This window comes from Pontibacter sp. LHS2 (genome assembly GCF_058932845.1).
Genome location: NZ_JBZYWG010000001.1, coordinates 210,384 through 232,241 on the forward strand (window position 1 = coordinate 210,384; position 21,858 = coordinate 232,241).

13 protein-coding genes are annotated in these 21,858 nt (G+C 43.3%); 5 read left to right on the forward strand and 8 right to left on the reverse strand.

The genetic code is table 11. From position 1 onward, the window contains the following. Positions 1-739: 739 nt before the first annotated feature. From AC5FX6_RS00865 to AC5FX6_RS00885, 5 genes are all read left to right on the forward strand, one after another. On the forward strand, positions 740-2,485 hold the full coding sequence (locus tag AC5FX6_RS00865; protein WP_493595138.1) for a polysaccharide lyase family 20 protein: 1,746 nt from the start codon (positions 740-742) through the stop codon (positions 2,483-2,485). Positions 2,486-3,226: 741 nt separating this feature from the next. Continuing rightward, positions 3,227-4,468, forward strand: coding sequence for a polysaccharide lyase family 20 protein (locus AC5FX6_RS00870; protein ID WP_493595139.1), 1,242 nt, complete (start codon positions 3,227-3,229; stop codon positions 4,466-4,468). 845 nt (positions 4,469-5,313) lie between these two features. Beyond that, a complete protein-coding gene (locus AC5FX6_RS00875; protein WP_493595140.1) occupies positions 5,314-6,648 on the forward strand; it encodes an undecaprenyl-phosphate glucose phosphotransferase in 1,335 nt (444 codons plus the stop codon). Positions 6,649-6,691: 43 nt separating this feature from the next. Next, positions 6,692-7,495: a polysaccharide lyase family 20 protein gene (locus tag AC5FX6_RS00880; RefSeq protein ID WP_493595141.1), complete on the forward strand. Its 804-nt coding sequence runs from the start codon at positions 6,692-6,694 to the stop codon at positions 7,493-7,495. Positions 7,496-7,727: 232 nt separating this feature from the next. Further along, entirely contained in the window at positions 7,728-8,597 is an 870-nt protein-coding gene (locus AC5FX6_RS00885; protein WP_493595142.1) for a polysaccharide deacetylase family protein, read from the forward strand. Between the two features lie 83 nt (positions 8,598-8,680). Here AC5FX6_RS00885 and AC5FX6_RS00890 read toward each other — a convergent pair whose 3' ends face one another. The 8 genes from AC5FX6_RS00890 to AC5FX6_RS00925 form a co-directional block, all read right to left on the reverse strand. Next, positions 8,681-9,886, reverse strand: a complete 1,206-nt coding sequence (locus AC5FX6_RS00890) for a polysaccharide pyruvyl transferase family protein (protein WP_493595143.1) — start codon at positions 9,884-9,886, stop codon at positions 8,681-8,683. A gap of 327 nt (positions 9,887-10,213) precedes the next feature. Beyond that, positions 10,214-11,755, reverse strand: a complete 1,542-nt coding sequence (locus AC5FX6_RS00895; protein WP_493595144.1) for a lipopolysaccharide biosynthesis protein — start codon at positions 11,753-11,755, stop codon at positions 10,214-10,216. Between the two features lie 35 nt (positions 11,756-11,790). Beyond that, positions 11,791-13,692 (reverse strand): asparagine synthase (glutamine-hydrolyzing), encoded by a 1,902-nt coding sequence (gene asnB / locus AC5FX6_RS00900; RefSeq protein ID WP_493595145.1) that lies wholly within the window; start codon positions 13,690-13,692, stop codon positions 11,791-11,793. Between the two features lie 33 nt (positions 13,693-13,725). After that, complete coding sequence (locus AC5FX6_RS00905) at positions 13,726-15,411, reverse strand: GNAT family N-acetyltransferase (protein ID WP_493595146.1); 1,686 nt, start codon at positions 15,409-15,411, stop codon at positions 13,726-13,728. Positions 15,412-15,443: 32 nt separating this feature from the next. Beyond that, complete coding sequence (locus tag AC5FX6_RS00910) at positions 15,444-17,174, reverse strand: GNAT family N-acetyltransferase (protein ID WP_493595147.1); 1,731 nt, start codon at positions 17,172-17,174, stop codon at positions 15,444-15,446. 64 nt (positions 17,175-17,238) lie between these two features. Beyond that, entirely contained in the window at positions 17,239-18,927 is a 1,689-nt protein-coding gene (locus AC5FX6_RS00915) for a GNAT family N-acetyltransferase (RefSeq protein WP_493595148.1), read from the reverse strand. Positions 18,928-18,999: 72 nt separating this feature from the next. Further along, positions 19,000-20,664, reverse strand: coding sequence for a GNAT family N-acetyltransferase (locus AC5FX6_RS00920; protein ID WP_493595149.1), 1,665 nt, complete (start codon positions 20,662-20,664; stop codon positions 19,000-19,002). A 99-nt stretch (positions 20,665-20,763) separates the two neighbouring features. Continuing rightward, on the reverse strand, positions 20,764-21,855 hold the full coding sequence (locus AC5FX6_RS00925; protein WP_493595150.1) for a DUF354 domain-containing protein: 1,092 nt from the start codon (positions 21,853-21,855) through the stop codon (positions 20,764-20,766). Positions 21,856-21,858 lie beyond the last annotated feature (3 nt).

Here is a 21,858-nt window from a genome sequence, read left to right on the forward strand (position 1 = left end):
CAACTCTAAGCGCCTGTTTACTTTTACCAATCCCCTTAATTTCTAATCTCATCTACACGAATTTTCAGGATTCAGAGAAATAGGCATCCTCCCACTTAAGTTGAATTTATTAAGGTCAATTATACCATAATGTGAGTGTTATGCGTTTTGTCCTAATTTGTCCTGTGTTATAGGTTTTAATTAAAATTGTATTCAAGGTTTAACCTATCTTTTGTGCTAGACTATATCTGAAAATCCTATATCCTAAATACTTTAAGGCTTTGATTTAGTTATTGATATAAGGTGATATTTATTTATGCAGGAAATTTTATAATTGAATAATTATAAATTAAAACGAGGTTAAAGAGGCAATTTTATATAGTGAATACTAAATGGTTACACTTTTTATAGTATTTTAATTATAATTAATAAGGAACTTAAGGTAAAATAGGCCTTTTTGAGAAACCGGGTTTTCATTTTTGGAATTAAGTCTTTTACATTTGCCAATCACTATTAATGAAAATATTCAAAAATAAGGAAGGGTGTTTTCGTTGAAAGTTCAGCCGAAAAGGATGTAAAACCTTAAAACTAATTTGTGTATGATTAGACTTTTAAGTTTCGGTAACTGACTATTACCGCTGTTAAAAATTTGTTCAACAAGCCAAAAACTCTGACTGCTAGTGTTTTATGGGCGAAATAAGTTAGCAGTAAAAGTGCAATATTATTTTTTATTTAATTTTTCAACTTTAGCCAAAACAAGATGAAATTGAGATTCCGTAACCTGGTGTTGCCAATGATGGCTGGCGCCCTAGCCTTTTCATGCGAGAAAAAAGAAATGGAGGAGCTTTCTCCTTCCGCAGCCCTGAGCGCCGAAGCCACCCAGAATGCAACTGCCAATCACATATTTGAGGAGACATTTGAGGGCAGCACCGCCTTCTCTGGTCGCCATACTCAGTTCGGCCCATCATACGCCTTCCAAATGGCTACCAACCCTGTGTTCCGAGGCGCCAAGTCTGGTCGTTTCGAACTGCGCAGTGGTGATGCTCAGGTAGCAAACGGCACCCGCGCTGAGGTGATCGTAGCAGACCCGGCTACCAACAAGGACCGCTGGTACAGCTTTGCTGTGTACTTCCCAGCCAAGGACTACGCCTCCGATTCTGGTAGCGAATTGATCAGCCAGTGGTGGCAGACCTCTGGTAGCACGCAGGCCACTTCACTGCGCGTTCGCCAAGACCGTTTGATTCTGCGCACGGGTAATAACGCCAGCTCTCTAAAGGAGATCGACCTGGGTCAAATTTCTAAGGATAACTGGCAGGAATATGTTTTCCACTTCGTGCACTCTTACGGCTCTGACGGCCTGATCGAGATCTGGCGCAACGGCACCAAGATCCTTACGCACAAGGGTGGTAACATGTATGACACAAAGATGCCAAACTGGAAAATAGGTATCTACAAGGCTTCCTGGAACAGTGGCTCGACTTCGACGACTAAGCGTGTGCTTTATTATGACAACATCCGCGTAGGCAACGAGAAAGCTTCTTTTAACGAGATGTCTTCTTCAAGTGGTAACACAACTGCACCGGTAGAAACTGCGCCAGCTCCAACTCCAACCGAGCCAGCTCCAGCGCCTGCGCCGTCACCATCACCTGAGACCAACCCAATTGGCAGTACGCCTGCTAACGGAGCACACAGCGTGATATTGGTTGATGCTGGTACTGAGAAAGATGTGATGACCGTGACAAACGGTGCTACGCTGAGCTTCAGCGAACTGCGCACTAAGAAGTTTAACTTCCGCTCAAACATTGACCCAGCTACTGTAGGTAGCGTTAAGTTTGAATTGAAAGGCGCTATGGGCCGTACCTATACTGATAATGCTGCGCCATATGCGCTGTTCGGTGACGATGGCAGAGGTAATTACTACTTTGGCAACCTGACCATGCCAATCGGTAGCTATACCTTAACTGTTACACCTTACTCAGGCACGAACGGTTCGGGTACTGCAGGTACTCCGGTAACAGTTAGTTTCAATATAGTTGAGACAGGTTCTGGAACCTCAGCCGAAACTTCTCCGGTAACAACTGTGCCTACTGCACCTGCTCCAACTCCTTCTGAATCGACTACCACTGCGCCAAGCACGTCAACGTCTTCACAGATCTCTGGTTTGACGCTAGTTGATGCTCACACAGAGAAAGATGTAATGAAACTGGCTAACGGTGCTACACTGAGCTTCAGCGCTTTGAATACAAAGAAGTTTAACTTCCGTGCTGATCTGAAGTCTGGAGTTGGAAGCGTGAAGTTTGAGTTGAAAGGTGCTATGAGCCGCACTTACACGGACAACGCTGCACCGCATGCTTTGTTCGGCGACGACGGAAGAGGTAACTACTACTATGGCAATCTGACTATGCCTGCTGGGACTTACACCCTGACTGCTACTCCTTATTCAGGAAGCAATGGCTCAGGCACTGCAGGTACTCCTGTAACTTACACTTTTACAGTTAAGAACTAGATCTCTCAAGCCTATACCTCGAGGGGTATACATATGAAAGCAGCTGGCCAATGGTCAGCTTCTTTTTTTGTAAGTACTTGATAGGTTGTATGTTATTATATAAGGTTACAGATTTTTTAATTAATACAATCCTGTAGTTCACTATATAGCTACACACATGCTCTGTTACCAGTATAGCTTAACACAGGGTGTGCCAATGTGCATGATAAATGCGGTATTTTCTTTATTTCAGAAAGCCTATTGTGAAAATTTCAATGAAGGGCAAATGAGTTTGTCTTTCTGTAACTGTGAAAAGTTTGTTGCATAAAATTCAATTTGCACTCTAAATAGTTGAGTTTAGCTATATATAAAGTTACAAGCAAAACAAGGTTATTTATATAACAAAAATTATTATAAATCAGAAATATGCAAGAATCAAGCATTTTTTGAGCATGACCTCTTTCAAAAGTTGATAAAAGTCAATTACATTTGTGACTGTCGATTGAGAAAAAATATCCAATAAACGGTTGGCCTTCTCCTTCGATTTATCATTGCTTTAAAATATTGATCATTAAATAAATAAGCAGATTAATAAGAATGATCAAAAGGGATTGGGAGTTAGGTTAAGTACTATTGCTTGATAGCTATAATTTCAAATAAGCTCTGAAATCAAAAGAATCGTGTAACAATTAATTTTATAAAGAAAGTACCAACATTAATTATTTTTTAGCCAATTAACTTTTCAACTTTAGCCAAAACAAGATGAAATTGAGATTCCGCAACATGGTGCTGCCAATGCTGGCCGGCGCCCTAGCCTTTTCATGCGAGAAAAAAGAAATGGAGGAGATCACTCCTTCCGCAGCCCTAAGCACTGAAGCTGCTCAGAACGCAACTGCCAACCACATATTCGAGGAGACATTCGAGGGCAGCACAGCCTTCGCCGGACGCCACAAGCAATTCGGTACTTCCTATGCTTTCCAAATGGTGAATAATCCAGTGTTCCGCGGCGCCAAGTCGGGTCGCTTTGAACTGCGCAGCACTGATGCCCTTGTAGCCAACGGTACCCGCGCCGAGGTAATCGTGGCCGACCCAGCTACCAACAAGGACCGCTGGTACAGCTTCGCGGCTTACTTTCCAGCCAAAGATTATGCCTCTGACTCGGGTGCTGAACTGATCAGCCAGTGGTGGCAGACTTCAAGCAGCACGCAGGCCACCTCACTGCGTGTTCGCCAGGACCGTTTGATCCTGCGCACAGGTAACAACTCAAGCTCGTTAAAAGATATTGACCTAGGTCAGATTACCAAAGACACCTGGCAGGAGTATGTATTCCACTTTGTTCACTCATACGGCACAGACGGCCTGATCGAGATCTGGCGCAACGGAACCAAGATCCTTACTCACAAGGGCGGTAACATGTACAACATGAAAATGCCAAACTGGAAGATCGGTATCTACAAGGCTTCCTGGAACAGTGGCTCAACCTCGACGACTAAGCGTGTGCTTTACTTTGATAACATCCGCGTGGGTAACGAGAGGGCTTCTTTCAACGAGATGTCCTCTTCAGGTAGCACTACTACTGTAGCAACACAGCCAACAACGACTTCTCCTACCACAACTACAACGGAGCCAACCACTACTACATCTTCTCAGATCGCAAGTATCACATTGGTTAATGCTGGCACAGAGAAGGACTTGATAAAATTGACAAACGGTGCTGCATTGAGCTTCAGTACTTTGGGTACAACTAAGTTGAATTTCCGTGCTGACTTGAAGTCAGGTGTGGGTAGTGTTAAGTTTGACCTGAAAGGTGCTAAATCACATTCTTACATCGACAACGCTGCACCACATGCACTGTTTGGTGATGATGGCAACGGAAACTACTACTTCGGTAATGCAACATTGCCAGCAGGTAGCTACACCCTGACTGCTATTCCTTACTCAGGAAGCAATGGCTCAGGCACTGCTGGTACTCCGGTTACTTATAGCTTTACAATTAAAAGCTAATAGCATGTAAAGGCTGCCCAAAACAGGCAGACATTCCTGACGCATAAAAAAAGCAGTCCGCCAATAAGGCGGGCTGCTTTTTTTATGCGTCAGATAGTGCTTGAGCTGTAAAGCCGGGCGACACTATACACAAAGTACTTAAGCTACATGCTCTGTTAAATCCCTGTTTCCAACTGTTGTAGTATTTTAAGAGCCTTCCTAATTATGTTCAGGCATCTTATAAATAAAGTATAGTAATATGGAAAGGAAAAGAATAAATCAAAAGTTGAAAAAAAATAATTGCTCTTTTTTATCTCCAAATTCCGTTTACCCTTAAAAAAGTGTCCTTCCCTAATAAAAACGAAAAGTTAGCACCCATTCTTATAAAATTAAGTATACAAAATATAGAATTCATATAAATACTGTCTCAATAAATTTATTCGTGCTGTAACAATTTTTCTAAAATTACTTATATACATAGAGAAAGCCGATAATTCTTACTGATTGATTTTCTGAGGGTTATTATTGTTTGAACTTTTACACTAATACGTCTATGAAAAATAACTATACCCATGCACATTACAAACACCTCAATCTAGGCTTTTTATCTAATGTAAAGCGAATAAGACATAATAAGGCTACATAATATCTTATAACTGGCGGATGCAGATAAATCGGTCGACGGGGAGCCTACACTTTACAAAGTGACCGACCCCAGACTCTATTTGAGATCAAAAGCATCGCGACATAGTCTACCCGAGTTATTATGGAGAAATCATTCTGCGTTTATGTTGCTCAATTGATTTTAGTTTAAAGTTATGATTAAATCGAAACAAAGACTTCCTATACTCTACCTTGGAGGGGATATGCTTACTATTGTTCTTATCTCGTGCATCGCATTCTACTTTATTAATGATAAGGAATATCAGCAGACAGCTTGGATAGTACTAATTGGCACGATCTTAACCTGGACGCTTATCAGTTACTGGATACGGTTACAGGAGTCTCAGCTTTATAACAGAATTAATTTGCGGGTAGTTAATTACATAAAGATCTACTTATTGCTAATCGGTTTTGTAACCGCCTTCTATACCTTTCTGCCTTTTTCAGTTGAAACGAAGAATGTTGTAGCAGGCATTGTGCTCGGTTTTCCAATCATCGGTATACCTATTAACTTTTTGATAGTGAACACAATTGAACATCTGCGGAGTAGCAATGGCCATCCTAGGTATACCTTAGTAGCAGGTGTGGGTGATCTGGCAGGTAATGTTGAGAGACACATGCAAGCACACAATGGGTCACATGTCAAACTGAAGGGCTTCATCAATTGCAGGAAGGAGGAGTGTGTTGTTTCACAGGATAGGGTAGTAGGTGATCTGGATCATATAAATGAGTATCTGCGAAATAATCCAGTGGATGAAATCGTCATTGCGATACCAGTTAAAGTTTCGAAAAAAGTTAAAAGTATCATCACTGCGGCCGATTATCATGGGGTGCGCGTGAAATATATACCTGACTATCGAGGCCTTTTTGGGGACAATTACAAAATGACCCGCTATGGCCAACTGGATGCGATTAACGTCCGACAACTTCCCCTGGATGAAACCTATGCATTCTTCTTAAAAAATACTTTCGATAAAATTTTCTCTGTCTTAGCACTTCTTGCGCTGTCTCCTCTGTTCGTAGCACTGGCTATTCTGATCAAACTGGATTCACCTGGTCCTGTGTTTTATTGTCCGGTTAGGATTGGCAAAGGCGGAAGACCTTTCAAAGTATTTAAGTTCAGAAGTATGTGTGAGAATGACGCTGTGACAGGAGGTACGATGTCAACCCTGAAGGATGATCCGAGGATAACCAAGCTTGGTAAGATCATTAGAAAGTACAGCCTTGATGAGTTGCCTCAGTTTATGAACGTGCTGTTAGGGGATATGAGTGTTGTGGGACCACGACCTCACCGAAGCTTCCTGAACCAGAAACTGCAGGAAAGCGTGGACAAGTATATGATCCGGCACTACTTTAAGCCCGGCATCACGGGGTGGGCACAGGTAAACGGATGGAGAGGCCCTACCGAAACCGACGAACAGCGCAAGCAAAGAACGATGCACGATCTCTGGTATATGGAAAAGTGGTCATTGTGGCTCGATATTAAGATCATTTACAAGACCATATTCGGTAACAAGACACATAAAAGTGCTTACTGACACCATGAGGGCTTAGGCTAAAGTACGGAGGCGAAACAGGAATATGATGAAGGGAAACGTGGTTGCGATTATTGCTTGTGTTTGCGTACTCGGGTGGACTGCGACACGCTTTGACAGCATCAAGCAGAAACCCCTGAATGAACACCTCATCTTTGAAGAGACATTTGAAGGGGACAATCCGCTCGCAGCGACAGTTAATTTACAGACCAGTACAGCACATGGCTTCAGTATAGTAAACAGCCCGGTATACGAGGGAGGCAAGGCTGCTCGATTTGAGCTTCGTGCCTCAGATCCAATGATTCACCGAGGAAAGCGCTCTGAGCTTTTCGTAATAGACAGGATAACGCAGAAAGAGAAATGGTATAGTTTTGCTGTGTATATTCCAGCGGAAGGTTATGCTCCGGACTCTGCCAATGAATTAATTAGTCAATGGCACCAGGAAGGGAGCCCCCCCATTTCGCTCAGAACCGTCGACAATACTTTTTATCTTAGAGTGTTACACAACACCAAAGATGATAAATGGAAAATCATAGAACTGGCCCCGCTAACGAAGGATGTTTGGCATCAGTTTGTATTCCATATCATCCACTCAGCAGACCAGGATGCATTAATTGAGGTCTGGCACAACGAACAGAAACTTGTAAACTATAAAGGGCGCAATCATTTCAGAGACAAAAAGATGCCTTATTGGAAGATAGGAGTCTATAAAGCGAAATGGAACCAGAACAAGACAGCATCCGATAGGAGGGTCATTTATTTTGATGACATAAGGGTAGGAAACGAGCTGGCAACTTATGATGATATGCTTCGCACCGATATGAAGGTGAAATTCAAATCTGACTTATAGATCAACATAAACTCCAATATCAGCATTAGCTGTGTAATGCTACTGATCACATTTAGAATTTACTAGCCGCATAATTAGCATAACTACTCTAGACTACTAAAACCAAAAGGTATTTCCCATGGAACTAAGCATCAGAAACGTATTTACATGGCTGTTGGCAAATCTTCTAATTGTTTGCGGCTTCGTAAGGAGAGCCAAAAAGAGAGCGATGAGAGGTGATCACATTTTATCCATGTACTTTCACGATCCATCAAAAAAAGAATTTGAAGCTTGTATAAAATGGCTCAAAAAGAATGGTTTCACGCTTATAAGCCCTGAAGATTTAGATAATATCATTCAGAAAGATTTGCCCTTACCAAAAGGTGCTGTACTGATGACTGCAGACGATGGATGGAGGGGAAATGAATCAAACCTGGTAGCCGTGGCAGAAAAATACCAGGTTCCTGTGACCATTTTTGTATCGACAGAGGCCGTTGAAGAGGGCGCTTACTGGTGGTCCTATCTTGAGAAAGCAAAAGAGCTTAACATCACAGTGCCTGACAAGTCCTCCTTGAAACTTATTATGAATGATAAACGGGCTGCGCTGATCAATGAGATTAAACGCCAGACAGCAATGGAGCGGGATGCCATGACGATCGAGCAGATCAAGCAGATATCCAAGTCGAAGTATGTGACGATAGGAGCACATACCCATACACACCCGATTCTGGTTAATTGTAGAAGAGAGCAACTCTATAATGAGCTCGAGATCTCAAAGCAAAAGCTAGAGGCCTGGACAGGAAAAGAAGTAAATTACTTTGCTTACCCGAATGGGGATTTTGGGGAGCGGGAAATGCGAGCTCTTATTGATCTTAACTACAAACTGGCCTTCACAAGTGAGCCCCGACAGATTACCGTCAATGAACTAAACAATACCTACTGTTTGCCTCGATTTGGGCTGTTAGAAGGAGCTTCCCTGGCGGAAAACATTTGCCGTATGACCGGAGTCTGGAAGCCATTGATGATGAAGTTCCGGCTCCCAATCTTTATCCGAAGGGAAGCTGCTATACCTGAAGTAAGATACCATGAGGAGCACCATCCTAGGGTGGCTTCTCCTGCTTAGGTATAAGTTCACATAAAAGAAAAAGCCAGCTTCGTGAAGCCGGCTTTTTTTTGCTGATGAAGTCCCGATTAGGCTTTTTATGATCATTGTATCGTTCCAAGTGGTTCAAGGGAGGCACATGAACTAAGTGCTAACTCATCTTGTAAGAATTTGAATGACTTCGCTCTTTCTTCAGCCAAAATATCATTGACTTTATCCCAGTCGATTTCTTCGAAAATGATATTCCTGTTTACAAGGTCAATGTCTGTAACCAGCCGCTCCTCTAACCCAAATAACTGTAGTAGCGACTCAAAGCGCGTAAGACCTCTTCTTGTATTTCCAATTGCTATAAAAGGCTTGTTAAATAAAATAGATAGGGCACAGCCATGAAAGGAGTCTGTTATAACAAATTCTGCATCTCTGATGCCTTTAAGCCATTTTGTTACAGAAGGATAAATGCAACTTTGTATTTCATTTCTATTGCCCACTGTTAAGGGTTTAGTTTCTAGCTCGCTTAAGAGCTTTAAATTCAGCTCTTGGGCAACACTCTTTATAAACTGTTCCTTTTTTGCATTCTTATCAAGTACATAAGTCATCAGAGTGCCTTCCAAAGGGGGCTCATTTTCACCTTGAATTAAAGTCGAGTATTCGTGTGGCTCCAGCAATAGGGTGGGATCCAAAACTTGTATTGCATTGACACCCAGATATTCATGACAAAGCCTTATACCCGATTGTTCTCTCACCGAAACGGCGTCAAATTTTCTGACTAAGCTTGAGCAACGGTCTGTATCCTGTTTCGTGAATTCCCACTCTGAAACTCCAAATGATGCAGCATAAGCAATTCTTTTAATCTTCTGCTTGTTTTCCAGAAAGTCCAGGAAGAAGTTCCTGATATTTGGTGAGTATTTGGGTCTCCATACCTGATCGCTTCCTACAACATACACATCAAATTTCTCTTTTAGTAGAGAGTGCATCCCATTGTTTGTGTCAATTAGTGGCGTAATGGGAGAGATGTATTTATTTTTAAAGTAAGTTGTGTGTTTACTTATCTTCTGTTGTTCCTGATCACTAGGGTGGCGTATGATATAATCCTTTTTGTTAAGTACATACCCATGAAAAAACACCTTTGCAAAAGATTTGAATATTTTAAAAAGTCCCCTTTGGTTATGTTTTCTGTTAATTATCCAGACATCATGGCCAAAGCTGCTTATGGTTTTCTGTAATGCGTAGGCTTGAAGCAATCCCCCATAATTATTATGTAGGGGCTGGGTTAAAATACCTACTTTCTTGTTGTGTTTCTGTTCCACCATTTTTAAGATAAGTATTTGCGAACTTTCTGATTTATCTTGGATACTATTTTCAGGATTAGTAAGTCTTTCTTCAGCTTGGAGTCAAAACTTACAGCGTGAGGGTGTTGCTGCCATAGTTCCAGGCTTTTTGCCCGAACTCGTAGCCTGATCGTTTGTACAAGTTTGCTGGGATACGAAATATTCCCTTCCACAAACCGTTTTGGGGGAATTAGGGATCCTTTAACTTTCTTCTTTTTGAAACGGAGTTAAACATATGTAAGTATTATTCTATAAATCTTATAATAGTGCATTGTCATCCTGATTGCTTTATGTTATATGGGAGTTTAATTAATGTAATCCATTGTAGTAAAGTTTTGCTTTTAAGAGCACCTTTCTGGCTGGGACTAAAAGAAGATCTCGTTCGTAATTGTTTAACCCTACCCACCAGATTGCATTCGCATAGAGGATACTGAATACAAGGATCTTAATAAATAAAGACAAAAACGAGTTATCATTGTTGACATTATTTAGAACAATTCCTACAGCAACCACAGCCAAAATTGGGAGTGACATCGAGCCTATCTCTTTCCAGAAGCGGGGAATATCTATGTTTACACGCTTGTAATAATAAATATTCATAATGATAATATTTCCCACGATCAGGGAAAAGGAGGTTCCAATAGCACAACCTATGCCACCATATACCTTGGCCAAAGGTATACTGATAAACAGACTCGTGGTAGCCACCAAAATGTAAACCAGAGACCGAAACTTATGCTGATTGCGTGCCTGTAGAATGGATATGCCTAGATTTTGAATTAAAGGTACAGTGAGGGGTATCATTAGCAGAACAGCTATCAGATAAGCATCCGCATAGTCGGCCCCAGCCCATAGTATAATAAAGGATTTCCCAAACAGAATAAAAACAGTTAGCACAAAAGCCATCACAATAAATTGTATCCTACCAGTCCGTATGAAAAGGTCTGATACTTCTTTGTCAGTAGTGTTTCGAGCAATCATGGCTGTTACTTTAGGCAAAAACACACCTGAAATGGCAGTTGAGAGTGTCATGTAGTACATCTGCAGCTGCACGGCAATGGCATACACCGCTACCACTGCGGTCCCTGCAACAACACCAAGCACAAACTGTCCGGTGCCCCAGTAAATCTTATCGACTACCACCCCAAGAAAGATAAAGAACGAGTAAGTGGAGATTTCTTTCAGCACGCCCCATTCCATTCTTCTGAAGTGGAGTTTGATTTTTAGTTTCGTGAAGCAATACCAACTGTTTACCAGCAAAGTGAGGATGTTCAGCAGCGTAATGACCAAAACTATACCTATGGATTTGTAACCCAGCAGAAGTAAAGGGATCATCATGCAGGGGCTAAGCAGCACCCGTACTATGTTGATTAACTTCTGGAACACATAATTTTCGTAAGCTACAATGATAGAGCCGAAAATGCTGAGAGGGAATGTGGCGGCAAGATTGAATATCAGCAGTACTACCATAATACGCGCTTTATCAAGCTCTGCAGCTGATAGCGAATTTCCGAACAGGGCCTCTACGTTGTAGTACAGTACCGTGCCAGCCATAATGACCAGTAAACTTATGCCACAGTACAGCGTCAGAAACATACCGAACAAGGAGTACTGCTCCTGTTGCATGTTCTGGGCTCTGTATTTTGCAGTATAGCGCACAACAGCATTCCCTAAGCCCAGGTCGAGCACAGTAAGGTAAGCGACAACGGAAGCTACTAGTGAGTAGAGTCCAAACTCGGACTTACCAAGCATCCGCAACATAAAAGGTGTGAAAAGCAGACCTACAGCATTGTTTATACCAATGGAGGCATACGACAGTAGAGCACCTGCTTTGAGTTGATTAACGGCCATAGTTTATGAAGGTATAAGATACCCTATATCTATTGCTATGCAGGCAATGGGGTGGTACGCTCTTCCAGTATGCCCTCCGGGAGTGGCGCATTCTCCTGAATGTTCTGGTCGATGAATGTTCTGAACCAAAGCTCCAGGTGTATCCATTTCCAGATCTCTTTTGCAATATTTGTTTTGCCCGAAAGGTGCTCCTTGTACTTTTGCATGGCTACCCCCGGGTTGATGAGGTTGCGGTTTCTGAAAGAGTCACTGGTCAAGATCCCTTCGACAATATTTTGCCAGGCAGGTTCTCTGAACCATTCATCCTGCGGTGTGCCGAAGCCGATCTTATCCTGCCGCATCCTGATCTTCTCCGGAAGTACACCCTTCATGGCTTCCCGGAGTATAAATTTGGTGATGCCATGTCGTATAGCCCAATTATCTGAACTGGCCAGGGTTTTCTCTACCAGGCGATAGTCCAGAAACGGCACTCTGGCTTCGAGAGAGAAATGCATAGAGTTGAGGTCTTCCCACTTAAGCAGGTGTTCCAGTTTATTTTCAAAATGATCCAACAGGGCGTCTTTAAGCGAATTGGAACCGTACAGATTGCCGGCTATGCCATTGGATTCGCTGTATTTCGTTACAAAATCCTCTTGCAGATACCCTTTTTCCCCAACTCTGACTTTTGTTCGCATACCCTCTGGCAGCAAAAAATATACAAACGACTTAAGACCATACAAACTGCGGTGGTTCTTCAGGTAATGCATCATTTCACTGGCAAGCTTCCCAATACGACCAGAGCGAAGCAGGTCTTTAAAGTAAAAACCAAAGAAGTAATGATAGCCTGCCAGTTCTTCGTCAGCGCCCTGTCCGTCAAGTGTTACCACAACATTGTCCTTCGCCAATTCCATCACTTTAAATTGAGCATAAGGTGAAGTGGAAGGTATAGGCTCTGCATGTGTCTTGATGAATTGCATCAGGTCATTCTCCAATGTTTCAGCATTCGGATAGATGTAATGCATATTGTTGAGCAACGGTTTGTACTCATCTATAAACCGCCTTTCATCACCCGTTTGACCTTGCTGGTAAACAGCTGAGAATGTGTTGAGATCCTGTTTATGATAGGTCTTGAGTAGGATAGAAGTGATACTGGATGAGTCAAGACCACCACTTAAGCACACACCTATAGGCACATCACTCCTGAGTCGCAGACCGACCGCTGATGTAAACAACTCCTTATATTCTTCTGGGCTCTCAAATTTTTCTGATTTTGCCACACGCTCTCTCAAGTCATACCAGCGTTTGATCTTTACGTTTTTGCCATGCACACTCAGCTGCATGCCATGCTGTAGTTTCTTAACTTCTTTGAAGAATGTCGCCTCAGACTGATCTGTTCTATTAAAGGCCAGGTAGTCAAAAATACTTTGGTAGTTTGGTGTCGGTTTCCCGTTTAGCAGACCCAGCAGAGGTGGGATCTCAGAGCAGAAAGCAAAATAGTCGGCCGTGTGAATGTAGTAAAAAGGCTTGATGCCATACCTGTCACGCGAGGCGAACACTGTCTTGGTTAAGCGGTCGTAAATTGCAAAGGCCCACATACCATTGAAGTGATGCATGCAGTCCTCACCCCAGTGTATGTAGGCGTTCAGCAAAACTTCTGTATCCGTTTTTGTTTTGAATACTACGCCCAGCTGCTGCAGCTCCTCCCGCAATTCCACATAATTGAAGATTTCTCCGTTGAACTCGAGCACAAAACGGCCGTCAGCAGATACCATGGGTTGGTGACCGTCAGGGGAGAGGTCAATGATACTGAGCCGTACAAATCCAAGACCGACTTCATCTTCTATAAATATACCATTATCATCAGGGCCTCTGTGTTTCATTTGTTGCATCATGCCACGTAATGCAGATTCCTTGGGTGTTTCCTGATTGAAATTGATAATACCAGCTATTCCACACATATCATTTAAGGGTTTGTTGTTGGAAACTTTATTCTATTTATTGCTCGGGGCGAGGTAAGAAGTATGCAATGATTCCAAAGCCTTACACACCGCTTTGTCAGTTGTATGAACAGTGGCAAAAAGTGGCAGACCGTTAGCATTTGCCTGGCTGGCCACAATGGCTTTGGTGAAAGCTGTTATTTGGGTTTCGTCTAAAAAAGGACAGAAAAAGCTGTGCAGAACATTTACTTTTTCTGGTAGTTCCAGTGCATCTAGAGATGCCGGTCTGGTGGCTTTAGGTTCACTGAGCCAGGCATAAGCTAGTAAGTGACCATTCTCTTGCCAGGTATACACGTGCTGTCCCGACTCCAGTCTGCGCATCGCATCGGACAGGAATTCCCATTTCGATGTAAGGTTTGTAGTGGGAGTATAGCAGAGCAAGTCCTGCAGTTCGTCCTTATTCACTGACACTGTATGCTGCTGCCCCGCTGTATGCTGGATATGGAAGGTTTGGAGGCTATCCTGTTTTCCAATTACATGAGTGAGATTCCGGAATAAGAGCGGAAGATTACGTCTGTTTACAAGCTTGACTTTTTCTTTGAGTACGTCTGCCTGATGGCTGAATTGTTTGATCTGACGGTGTTCTATACCTAGTTTGGGTAAAGCATCTTTAAGATATTCGGTCAGGTTGTACTTTAGCTTCCTGTTTAGGATGTTGGCCTTACTGCCAAAAACCAACTCGGTTGCGTAAGTAAAGTCTGTTGCAAGACTCTCTTTATACGGATCATTGCCCGGCGTCAAATCAAAGACTTCTATACCTTGCTCTGCCAGCATAACGCCGAGCATCAAAAAGTGCAGTATGCCTGGAGAGTGCTTGGCCTGTATAGGAGAATGGGTATTAATGCCCTGCAGATGTACCCAGTTTTGCCCGGTTACCCCAACATTAGAGGCTATAATGGTATTGTCTAGTTTTAGGAGCGTAACATGCAGGAGCCCTTCCTTAAACAACTCTTTCAAAAACTCTTTTCGGTAGCTGTCATCCTGAAAGGCGCATTTGTTGTACATAGCCCCTTTTCTAAAATCACTCTGTACGGCGAGCTCATCCAGTACAGAGGCGAACTCTTGTGCATCGGTCATGCTGACGAATGTAAGTTCACCCTGTCGTTTCAGTCGGTTGAGTTTCTCCCGCCTGTTCTTTTTCCGAAGCTCTTGTGAAAGATTTTCTTTATTAAGGTTTAAAAGAGGCTGTTTGGCTACTCTCTTAAGGCATATCTTTTGCCATTCGAGTTCTGTGTCAAGCCATTGCAAGGGCGTGTTGGCAGGAGCGAATTTGATACTGATCTCTGACTGTGGGTATCGCTCGAGCAGCTCGGCCAGCGTCTCTTTTATAAAGTTTGTACTATGCTGCTCACTCGCGAGCCACACCTGATACTCTGCCTGGCTGGCTCCGGCTCCTACCAGTTGACCACTGTCATCCTGTGCCAGCGTCATAAGTCCGGTAAGCTGTTCTCCTTGATAAGCCACTGCTACGATAGGCAAGTAAACGGCCAAGTAAGTCTGGTACCAGGTATACACAAATGCTCTGCTCTGAAAGACAGTTGACCAAGTACAGGAGGTGTAGAGTGTGTCCCACTGCATCTGGAATCCAGGCTCTGCAAGCAATGCCAAAGCTTCTTTTCCTGTCAGTATTTCTACAACATCTTTTTGCTGGTTTGTGACTTTCTGTAGCAGTGTATTCATAGGCGTCTAAGAGTTTTAGTTACTTATATTGACTAAGCCGTAGCGTAGTTAGCATGCTGCAGTTCCAGTGTTGCGGTACTTATTTTCATGCCGCAAGCTCTTGCTACAGCGGGACTGCCGATCAGGTATAGCGGTACATCAGCCTGATTGCTTAAAACCTCAGCAGAAACTGATTCCAAGAATTGAGGCAGTTTATTCTCAAACCCTGGCCGAAAGTAAAGTCCATCCAGCACCGCGATATCTGACGAATATTCGAGTCTGGCAGCATAGGGGCTTTTCTTTTTAGCGTTACTGCTAAGCCAGACACAGGCTTGCAGTATATTATTATCTGTATAGGTATAGGCCTGTTCCCCAAATTCGAGTCTGCACATGGCTTCTGACAGAAATTCCCATCGTGTTCTTAGCGACTGCCCCGCACTGAATTTAAGAATATCCTTTATGCTGTTTCTGCTTATACATACATACGTATCTTTTAAAATGATTTTGCCTTTATCTGTGTTTATTTTATATAATTTTTCTTTTTTTCGGGTTGGCGAAATTTTTAATGCTTGTTTCAGCCAGCTTGTAATGCCTTGCTCTTTGAAAAGATGCCATTTTGCTTTCAATAGCTTTTTCTGTTTTCTGAGTTTAGCTCTGGTTGCTTTATAATCAATCCCAACTTTTGATATGTTTTCAATGACTAGCTTCTTAACAGAGGGAGAAAGTCTTAGTATCGATTTTGCTTTGGCTCGGATAATGAGTCCATAGACCTGATCATATGAATTGGCCATCCGCTGTTTGTATGCCTGATCCCCGGTCGATAGGTCCAGCATCTTATAGCCAGCACCGGCTAGTTGCTCTGTTAACATGATGAAGCTTGTAAACCCAGGTGAGTAAGCGGCGAAAGTAGGGGCGTGGGTATTGATTCCTACTCCATGCACCCATTTATCTTTACCTATAGTAGCGATAAGTGACCCTACCATCTGGTCATTCATCTTGAGTACTGCCACATGAAGCATTTTCAACCTGAAAAGCTCCATCAAAAAGTCTTTTTTATGAGGGTCTGATCTGAATGGCAGTGTGTTGAGCGTTGCACCTTTCCTGAAATCAAACTGGTCCATCATCTCGTCAAACATGTCTGACAGTTGATCTATACTGGTGATATGCTCGAAGGTGACTTTCCCCAGTCGTTTTAGACGGTTCCGGTTTTCCTTAAACTGTTTCTTGGTATAGAGTTTTGGTAATTCAGGGTGCGTCAGGTCCACCAGTGGGCGTTCATACGATTTCAATACAGTCAGTGACTTCCAGTGTTTATCTGTTTCAAGCCAGTTAAGAGGCGTATGTTGAGGGAGCTGAAACAAACGAATGACATAACCAGGAAAATGCTGCTTTGCTTTATGGAGTGCCGATTTAATGAATGACTCTTTGTTGTACTCTTCTGCTAACCAAGTGTGGTAGTAGGCGTCGCTTGCGCCCGTACCTGTTATTTCAAGTTTTTGGAGACTCATACACAGGTTCAATATACCTGTAAGCTTGTCCCCATTGTATGAGGTGATGAGAATGGGTATGTATTGCTTTTTGTAAAGCTTATACCAGGTATTGGTGTAAGTAGGGCCTTGAAACACCGTTGCCCAGTAACATGTCTGGTAGAGTGTTTCCCACTCAGCCTGAAATTTTTCATCTGAAAGTATTTTCAGGGCCTCTTCTCCCGCACTTATCTCAATCTTATCTTCTACTCCTGGGTATAATACGTTACTTTCTTTGTTGGTATAAGAGCCTTTCATACTAAGAAGTTTTTAGGTTAAGATTTTAGTGGATTTTAGGCGAAATGATGAATGAAATATCAGGTTATTGGACGTATTGAAACCCCGCTCCAATAAGCAGTTTGCTATCCGGTTCGTGAACCGCATACAGATTGGTCTCAAGGGTCTCTCTGGCAATAAAAGCGGCTACATGATCCAGAAAAAGAGCAAACTTATCCGTAGCTTCTGGGTGACAGTAAAAGTGCATCAAGGCAGGTATATTCGTCAGGTCTGGCGCTACCATATCTGACTGGCCATACCAGGCGCAAGCCATAAGGCGACCACCTTCAGTCCAGGTATAAGACTGGTTACCTGTCTCAAAAAGTCGCATCGTGTTCTCCAAAAATTCCCAGCGGGTGAGTTCCGTATCTTTCTCGAAGTCCAGTATATCATTCAGGCTGTTCTTCTGAATACTCATGACTGGTAGTGGGAAGTCAGCTTCTACTTTTTTCATGTAGAGCTGAGCCGCGGAGCTTTGCTTATTGTTGGCAATAAGCTGAGTTATCACTTTAGCATAACCAGTTTTTTTAGCTAATCTGATTCGGTTCTTGAGTAGGTATAGCTGTTTCTTTATTTGTAGCTCTACGGTCATGGGGCGTCTGCCTGTCCTGACAAGGTAATCCTGCAGTTCTCTTTTGATCAGCCTTTTGAGTCTGAATCCTTTGATGCCGGTTATGAGCAGTCCAAATACCTGATCATGGCTGGTGGCCAACTTCTCTTTGTAGGTGTCACCGCCTGGGGTGAGGTCAAATACGTCCACTCCTTCCCTTGCTAGCAGCTGACCCAGATTTAGAAAGTGCAAGATGCCAGGTGAGTGTTTGGCATAAAATGGGGAATGGGTGTTGATACCTTGCAGGTATACCCAACCTCTGTCCGCTACGGCTACCATGGAGCCTATAATGTCATCGTCCACACTTAACAGCGTGACATGAAGAATGCCATTTCGAAACAGCTCCTTCATAAATTCAGCTTTTAGAGGTTTTTCTCTAAACTGGTTTTTATTGAAAAGCCCTCCCTGTCTGAAATCATATTGTAAGGTGAGCTCCGGTAACACGGCTTCAAATATTTCAGGATCTGTTATTCTTTCAAATTTTACGGTGCCTAACTTTCTAAGGCGATTAAGCTTTGTCTTGTATTGATTGTTGATGCGGAATGCTTTCTCAGCCATAGGGCTTTTTATCTCCAATAAAGGGCGTTTGAAGGCTTGCTTCACACTGAGGTTGCGCCACTTTGGGTTTTGGTCATGCCAGGCCAATGGTACACCTGGTGGCATAAAGCGAAACATAATCTTAGCTTTCGGAAAGCGCTGTAGTAGCATGGAAAGTGAAGTAGTGATGAAACTGTCATTATTAGATGGCTCAGCGATCCAGCAATGATACTCTGCTTCATACTCACCTGCCCCCACTATTCTTACACTGCCCTGATTAGTTTCGGCGCTTTGTTTGTCCCCAATGGGTATGGCCATGGCCAGTAGACCTGTTAGACGACCTTCCTGCTCCGATTTCAGTAGCACAGGGATGTATTCTGTTTTGAATACACGGTACCATGATGCAATAAATTCCCAACTTTGAAATGCCGTAGCCCAAGTACAGGAACTGTATAGGGTATGCCAGGCATCTTTAAAAGCAGCATCGTCGAGCAGGCTGTATACCGCATCACCCACCAGCAGTTCTACCTGGTTTTGGTGTTCAGTAACAGTAGGCGCAACGATTGCGCTAATTACATTTTCCATCATCTTGTTGCGTTATAAGGTGTGTAGCAAGCTGAGCTCGTTTAGCTCAAACGGGAGTATAAATTAGATGAAATGCTAAGGACGTGGGTCCTTGACAGACTCAAATCCAGCACGCCTCACTGTCTTTGAAAGCAGGTTGTCATGTTCCGATATAGCCAGGTATACCTGAGCCTTATCTAAATTTGAGTCGATAGCAGTAATAACTGAAGTCAGAAATGACTTAAGTAACGGTACACCCAAGGGATGCACATAGAAGTCATGTAGATTTATGTGATTACTTGTTGGCAGTGTCGGTTGAGTCTCGTCTGAACTGGCTACAGCTTGACTACACCAGGTGCTACAAAGCAGCTTACCTTGATCGGAAACGGTATAAACTTGGTCGCCCTGCTCTAAATTTCGCATGGCATCTTCCAGGAATTCCCAACGTGTGCGCATGCTGCCTTGCATCTCGTAATCGAGCAAGTCACTCAGACTGTTTTTACTGATCTTCAGATTGACTTCAGCATCTTTCAGGTCAAGTGTTGTTCTGAATAATTTATTCTGCTGCTTCGTCCACAGCTTTTTTACTCTTCGGCTCAACTCATGTACCAGGCCACGCTCATTGAAAAAGTAGAACTGTCTTTTTACATTCAGTTCAAACGACAGTGTCCGGATACCCATTTGTGTCATGCGTTGGTACACAAGTTTTCTTAACTGTCGTTTTAGAAAGTAGAATCTCGAATTAGTCGTGACAAGTATGTGCACCTGATCATGCTGGGTAGCAAGGCGATTTTTGTAAGGGTCACCTCCAGGTGTCAGGTCAAAAGAAGTAATGCCCTCGTGAACAAAAAGCTGTGAAAGCATGACAAAATGCACATACCCTGGGGAGTAACTGGCAAAAAGCGGCGAGTGAAAATTAATGCCCCCGAGATTTGCTTTGTTTTTGCTTAGTAAGGCAGCCACAGAGGCAACTATTTCGTTGCCAGCCTTTAGTACTGTAACATGGAGCAGGTTTTGCCTGAACAATGTAAGAAGAAACTCTTTGTTTGTCGGGTCGTCCCGGAAGGGGTTTTTGTTATACATGGCACCCTGCCGGAAATCATAAAAGACTGCTAGCTCATCCAGCATAACGCTGAAGGATGCTTCGTCTGTTATTTGACTGAACTCACCAATCTGCTTCATGCGGTTTACCCTTTTCCTGTCACGCCTGGACACAGCAAAGTCCGACATGACGATTAGTGGCCTGGTCAGCGGATAAAGGATGCATGAACTTTGCCAACGAGATTCTGATTTTGCCCAGTCAGTGGGCGTGTTTGGAGGAAGGTGCCGCAGCATCAGTTCTTTGGTTGGGTACTTCCGCATCAAGGCTTTCAGAGCAGCGCTTATAAATGTATTGCCATTGCTGTCGGAGGCCAGCCAGGTCTGGTAGTCGGCTTCGTAATGACCTGCCCCAACAATGAAAACTTTGCTGTTTGATCTTTTGGTTGGAAGCGCTAATGTAAGCAAGCCGGTCAGCTTACCATCTGTTCTCTCCTGTATCAGGATAGGGAGGTAGGACTTTTGGTAGAGACTGTACCAGGTGACTACAAATTCAGGACATTGAAAGACAGTAGCCCAATGGCAGGAATTATACAGCGACTCCCATTCAGATAAAAACGTGCTTTCTTCAATTAGGTGCAGTACTGCTTCACCGGCCAATAACTCAACTCTACTTTGGCTTTGGCCGATTTTTACATTCTCGTAGGTGATTTCTTCAATCATGATCTAGCTGGTCAAGGTCAGGGGATACTATATCATTGAAGTCGGTAGATCGGGCCACTGCCTGTTAGTACAGTAATTGCCCTATCTACCGTAGGCTGTTTATTTTTCGGTGAGCGATACGTTTGCAAAGCTCTGGGCTGGAACGGGCTCTACGTTCGGGTTATAGCGAAGTACCTGGTTAATCATAAAATCTGTTGTATCGATACACTCCGCTACAATTTGATTGCGCACCTGTTTGAATTTTTGCTGACTGGTTTCGTCCTTTAATATTTCAACTGCCTTGCGGATGGCACTTTGCTGATCACCTTCGCTTTCGCTGAAGTTGAACACAATGCCATACCTGCTCTCCTCTTCATCTGTATAGCCCCTGCCATCATTATCCATGAAAATGGAAGGGGTACCCAAAACCGCTGCCTCAGAGGCCATGGTGGCACTCTCTCCAAATAGCAGGCTGCTGTAATATATGGCGTCATGCATCTTGTCAACAGGTATGGAGATACGGTACTGCTCCAGGTCTTCCGGAAGCACCCCTTCGGATGTGATGAATACCCGAGCCAGCTTCGAAAGCTCCTGAACGGCTTTCCGTTTGTTGGCAAGTGACATACCTGTGTGGTCAAAGTCATGTGCGGCAGCCCAGGATACAAAGCGCACAATCACATATTTCTCACCCGCTGCAACCTGAAGTAATTCCAGTATGTCCGGGTTAGGGGTGAAGTAGGCAGGGTGTAGGTATGCCAACTCCATGTATCCCCTGAATCGCACTTGTTTTTCACCCAGGTCCGTGCGATAGCAAGCCGGTGTGAATACCCTGGTGGCAAATGGAACAGTTAGTTGGTGATGCAGGGTGGCGTGCTCGGTGTCACTGAATACCAGAGAGGGTTTACCCAATAATGCAGCTACCTGAGATGGGTACGGATGCAAAAAATTAAGAAATACATCGGGCTTAAATGATGCCGCAATTTGCAGCAGCCTATAGTCTGCATAGAGCAGGTATAGGAATTTACCGATTTTGCCATCCCTGCCTTTGCCTCTGTTGATGAATGGAATTTGATAGAGGTTCAACAGTTTCTGGGCCATTTCCTTGTCTCTCGAAACGAACAGTACAGCATGGCCATTTCCTTCCATGATCTTCGTGAAGTTTCGGAAATAATGCACGTGGGCAGGGTGGTTTATGTCGATTAGAACCTTCATATC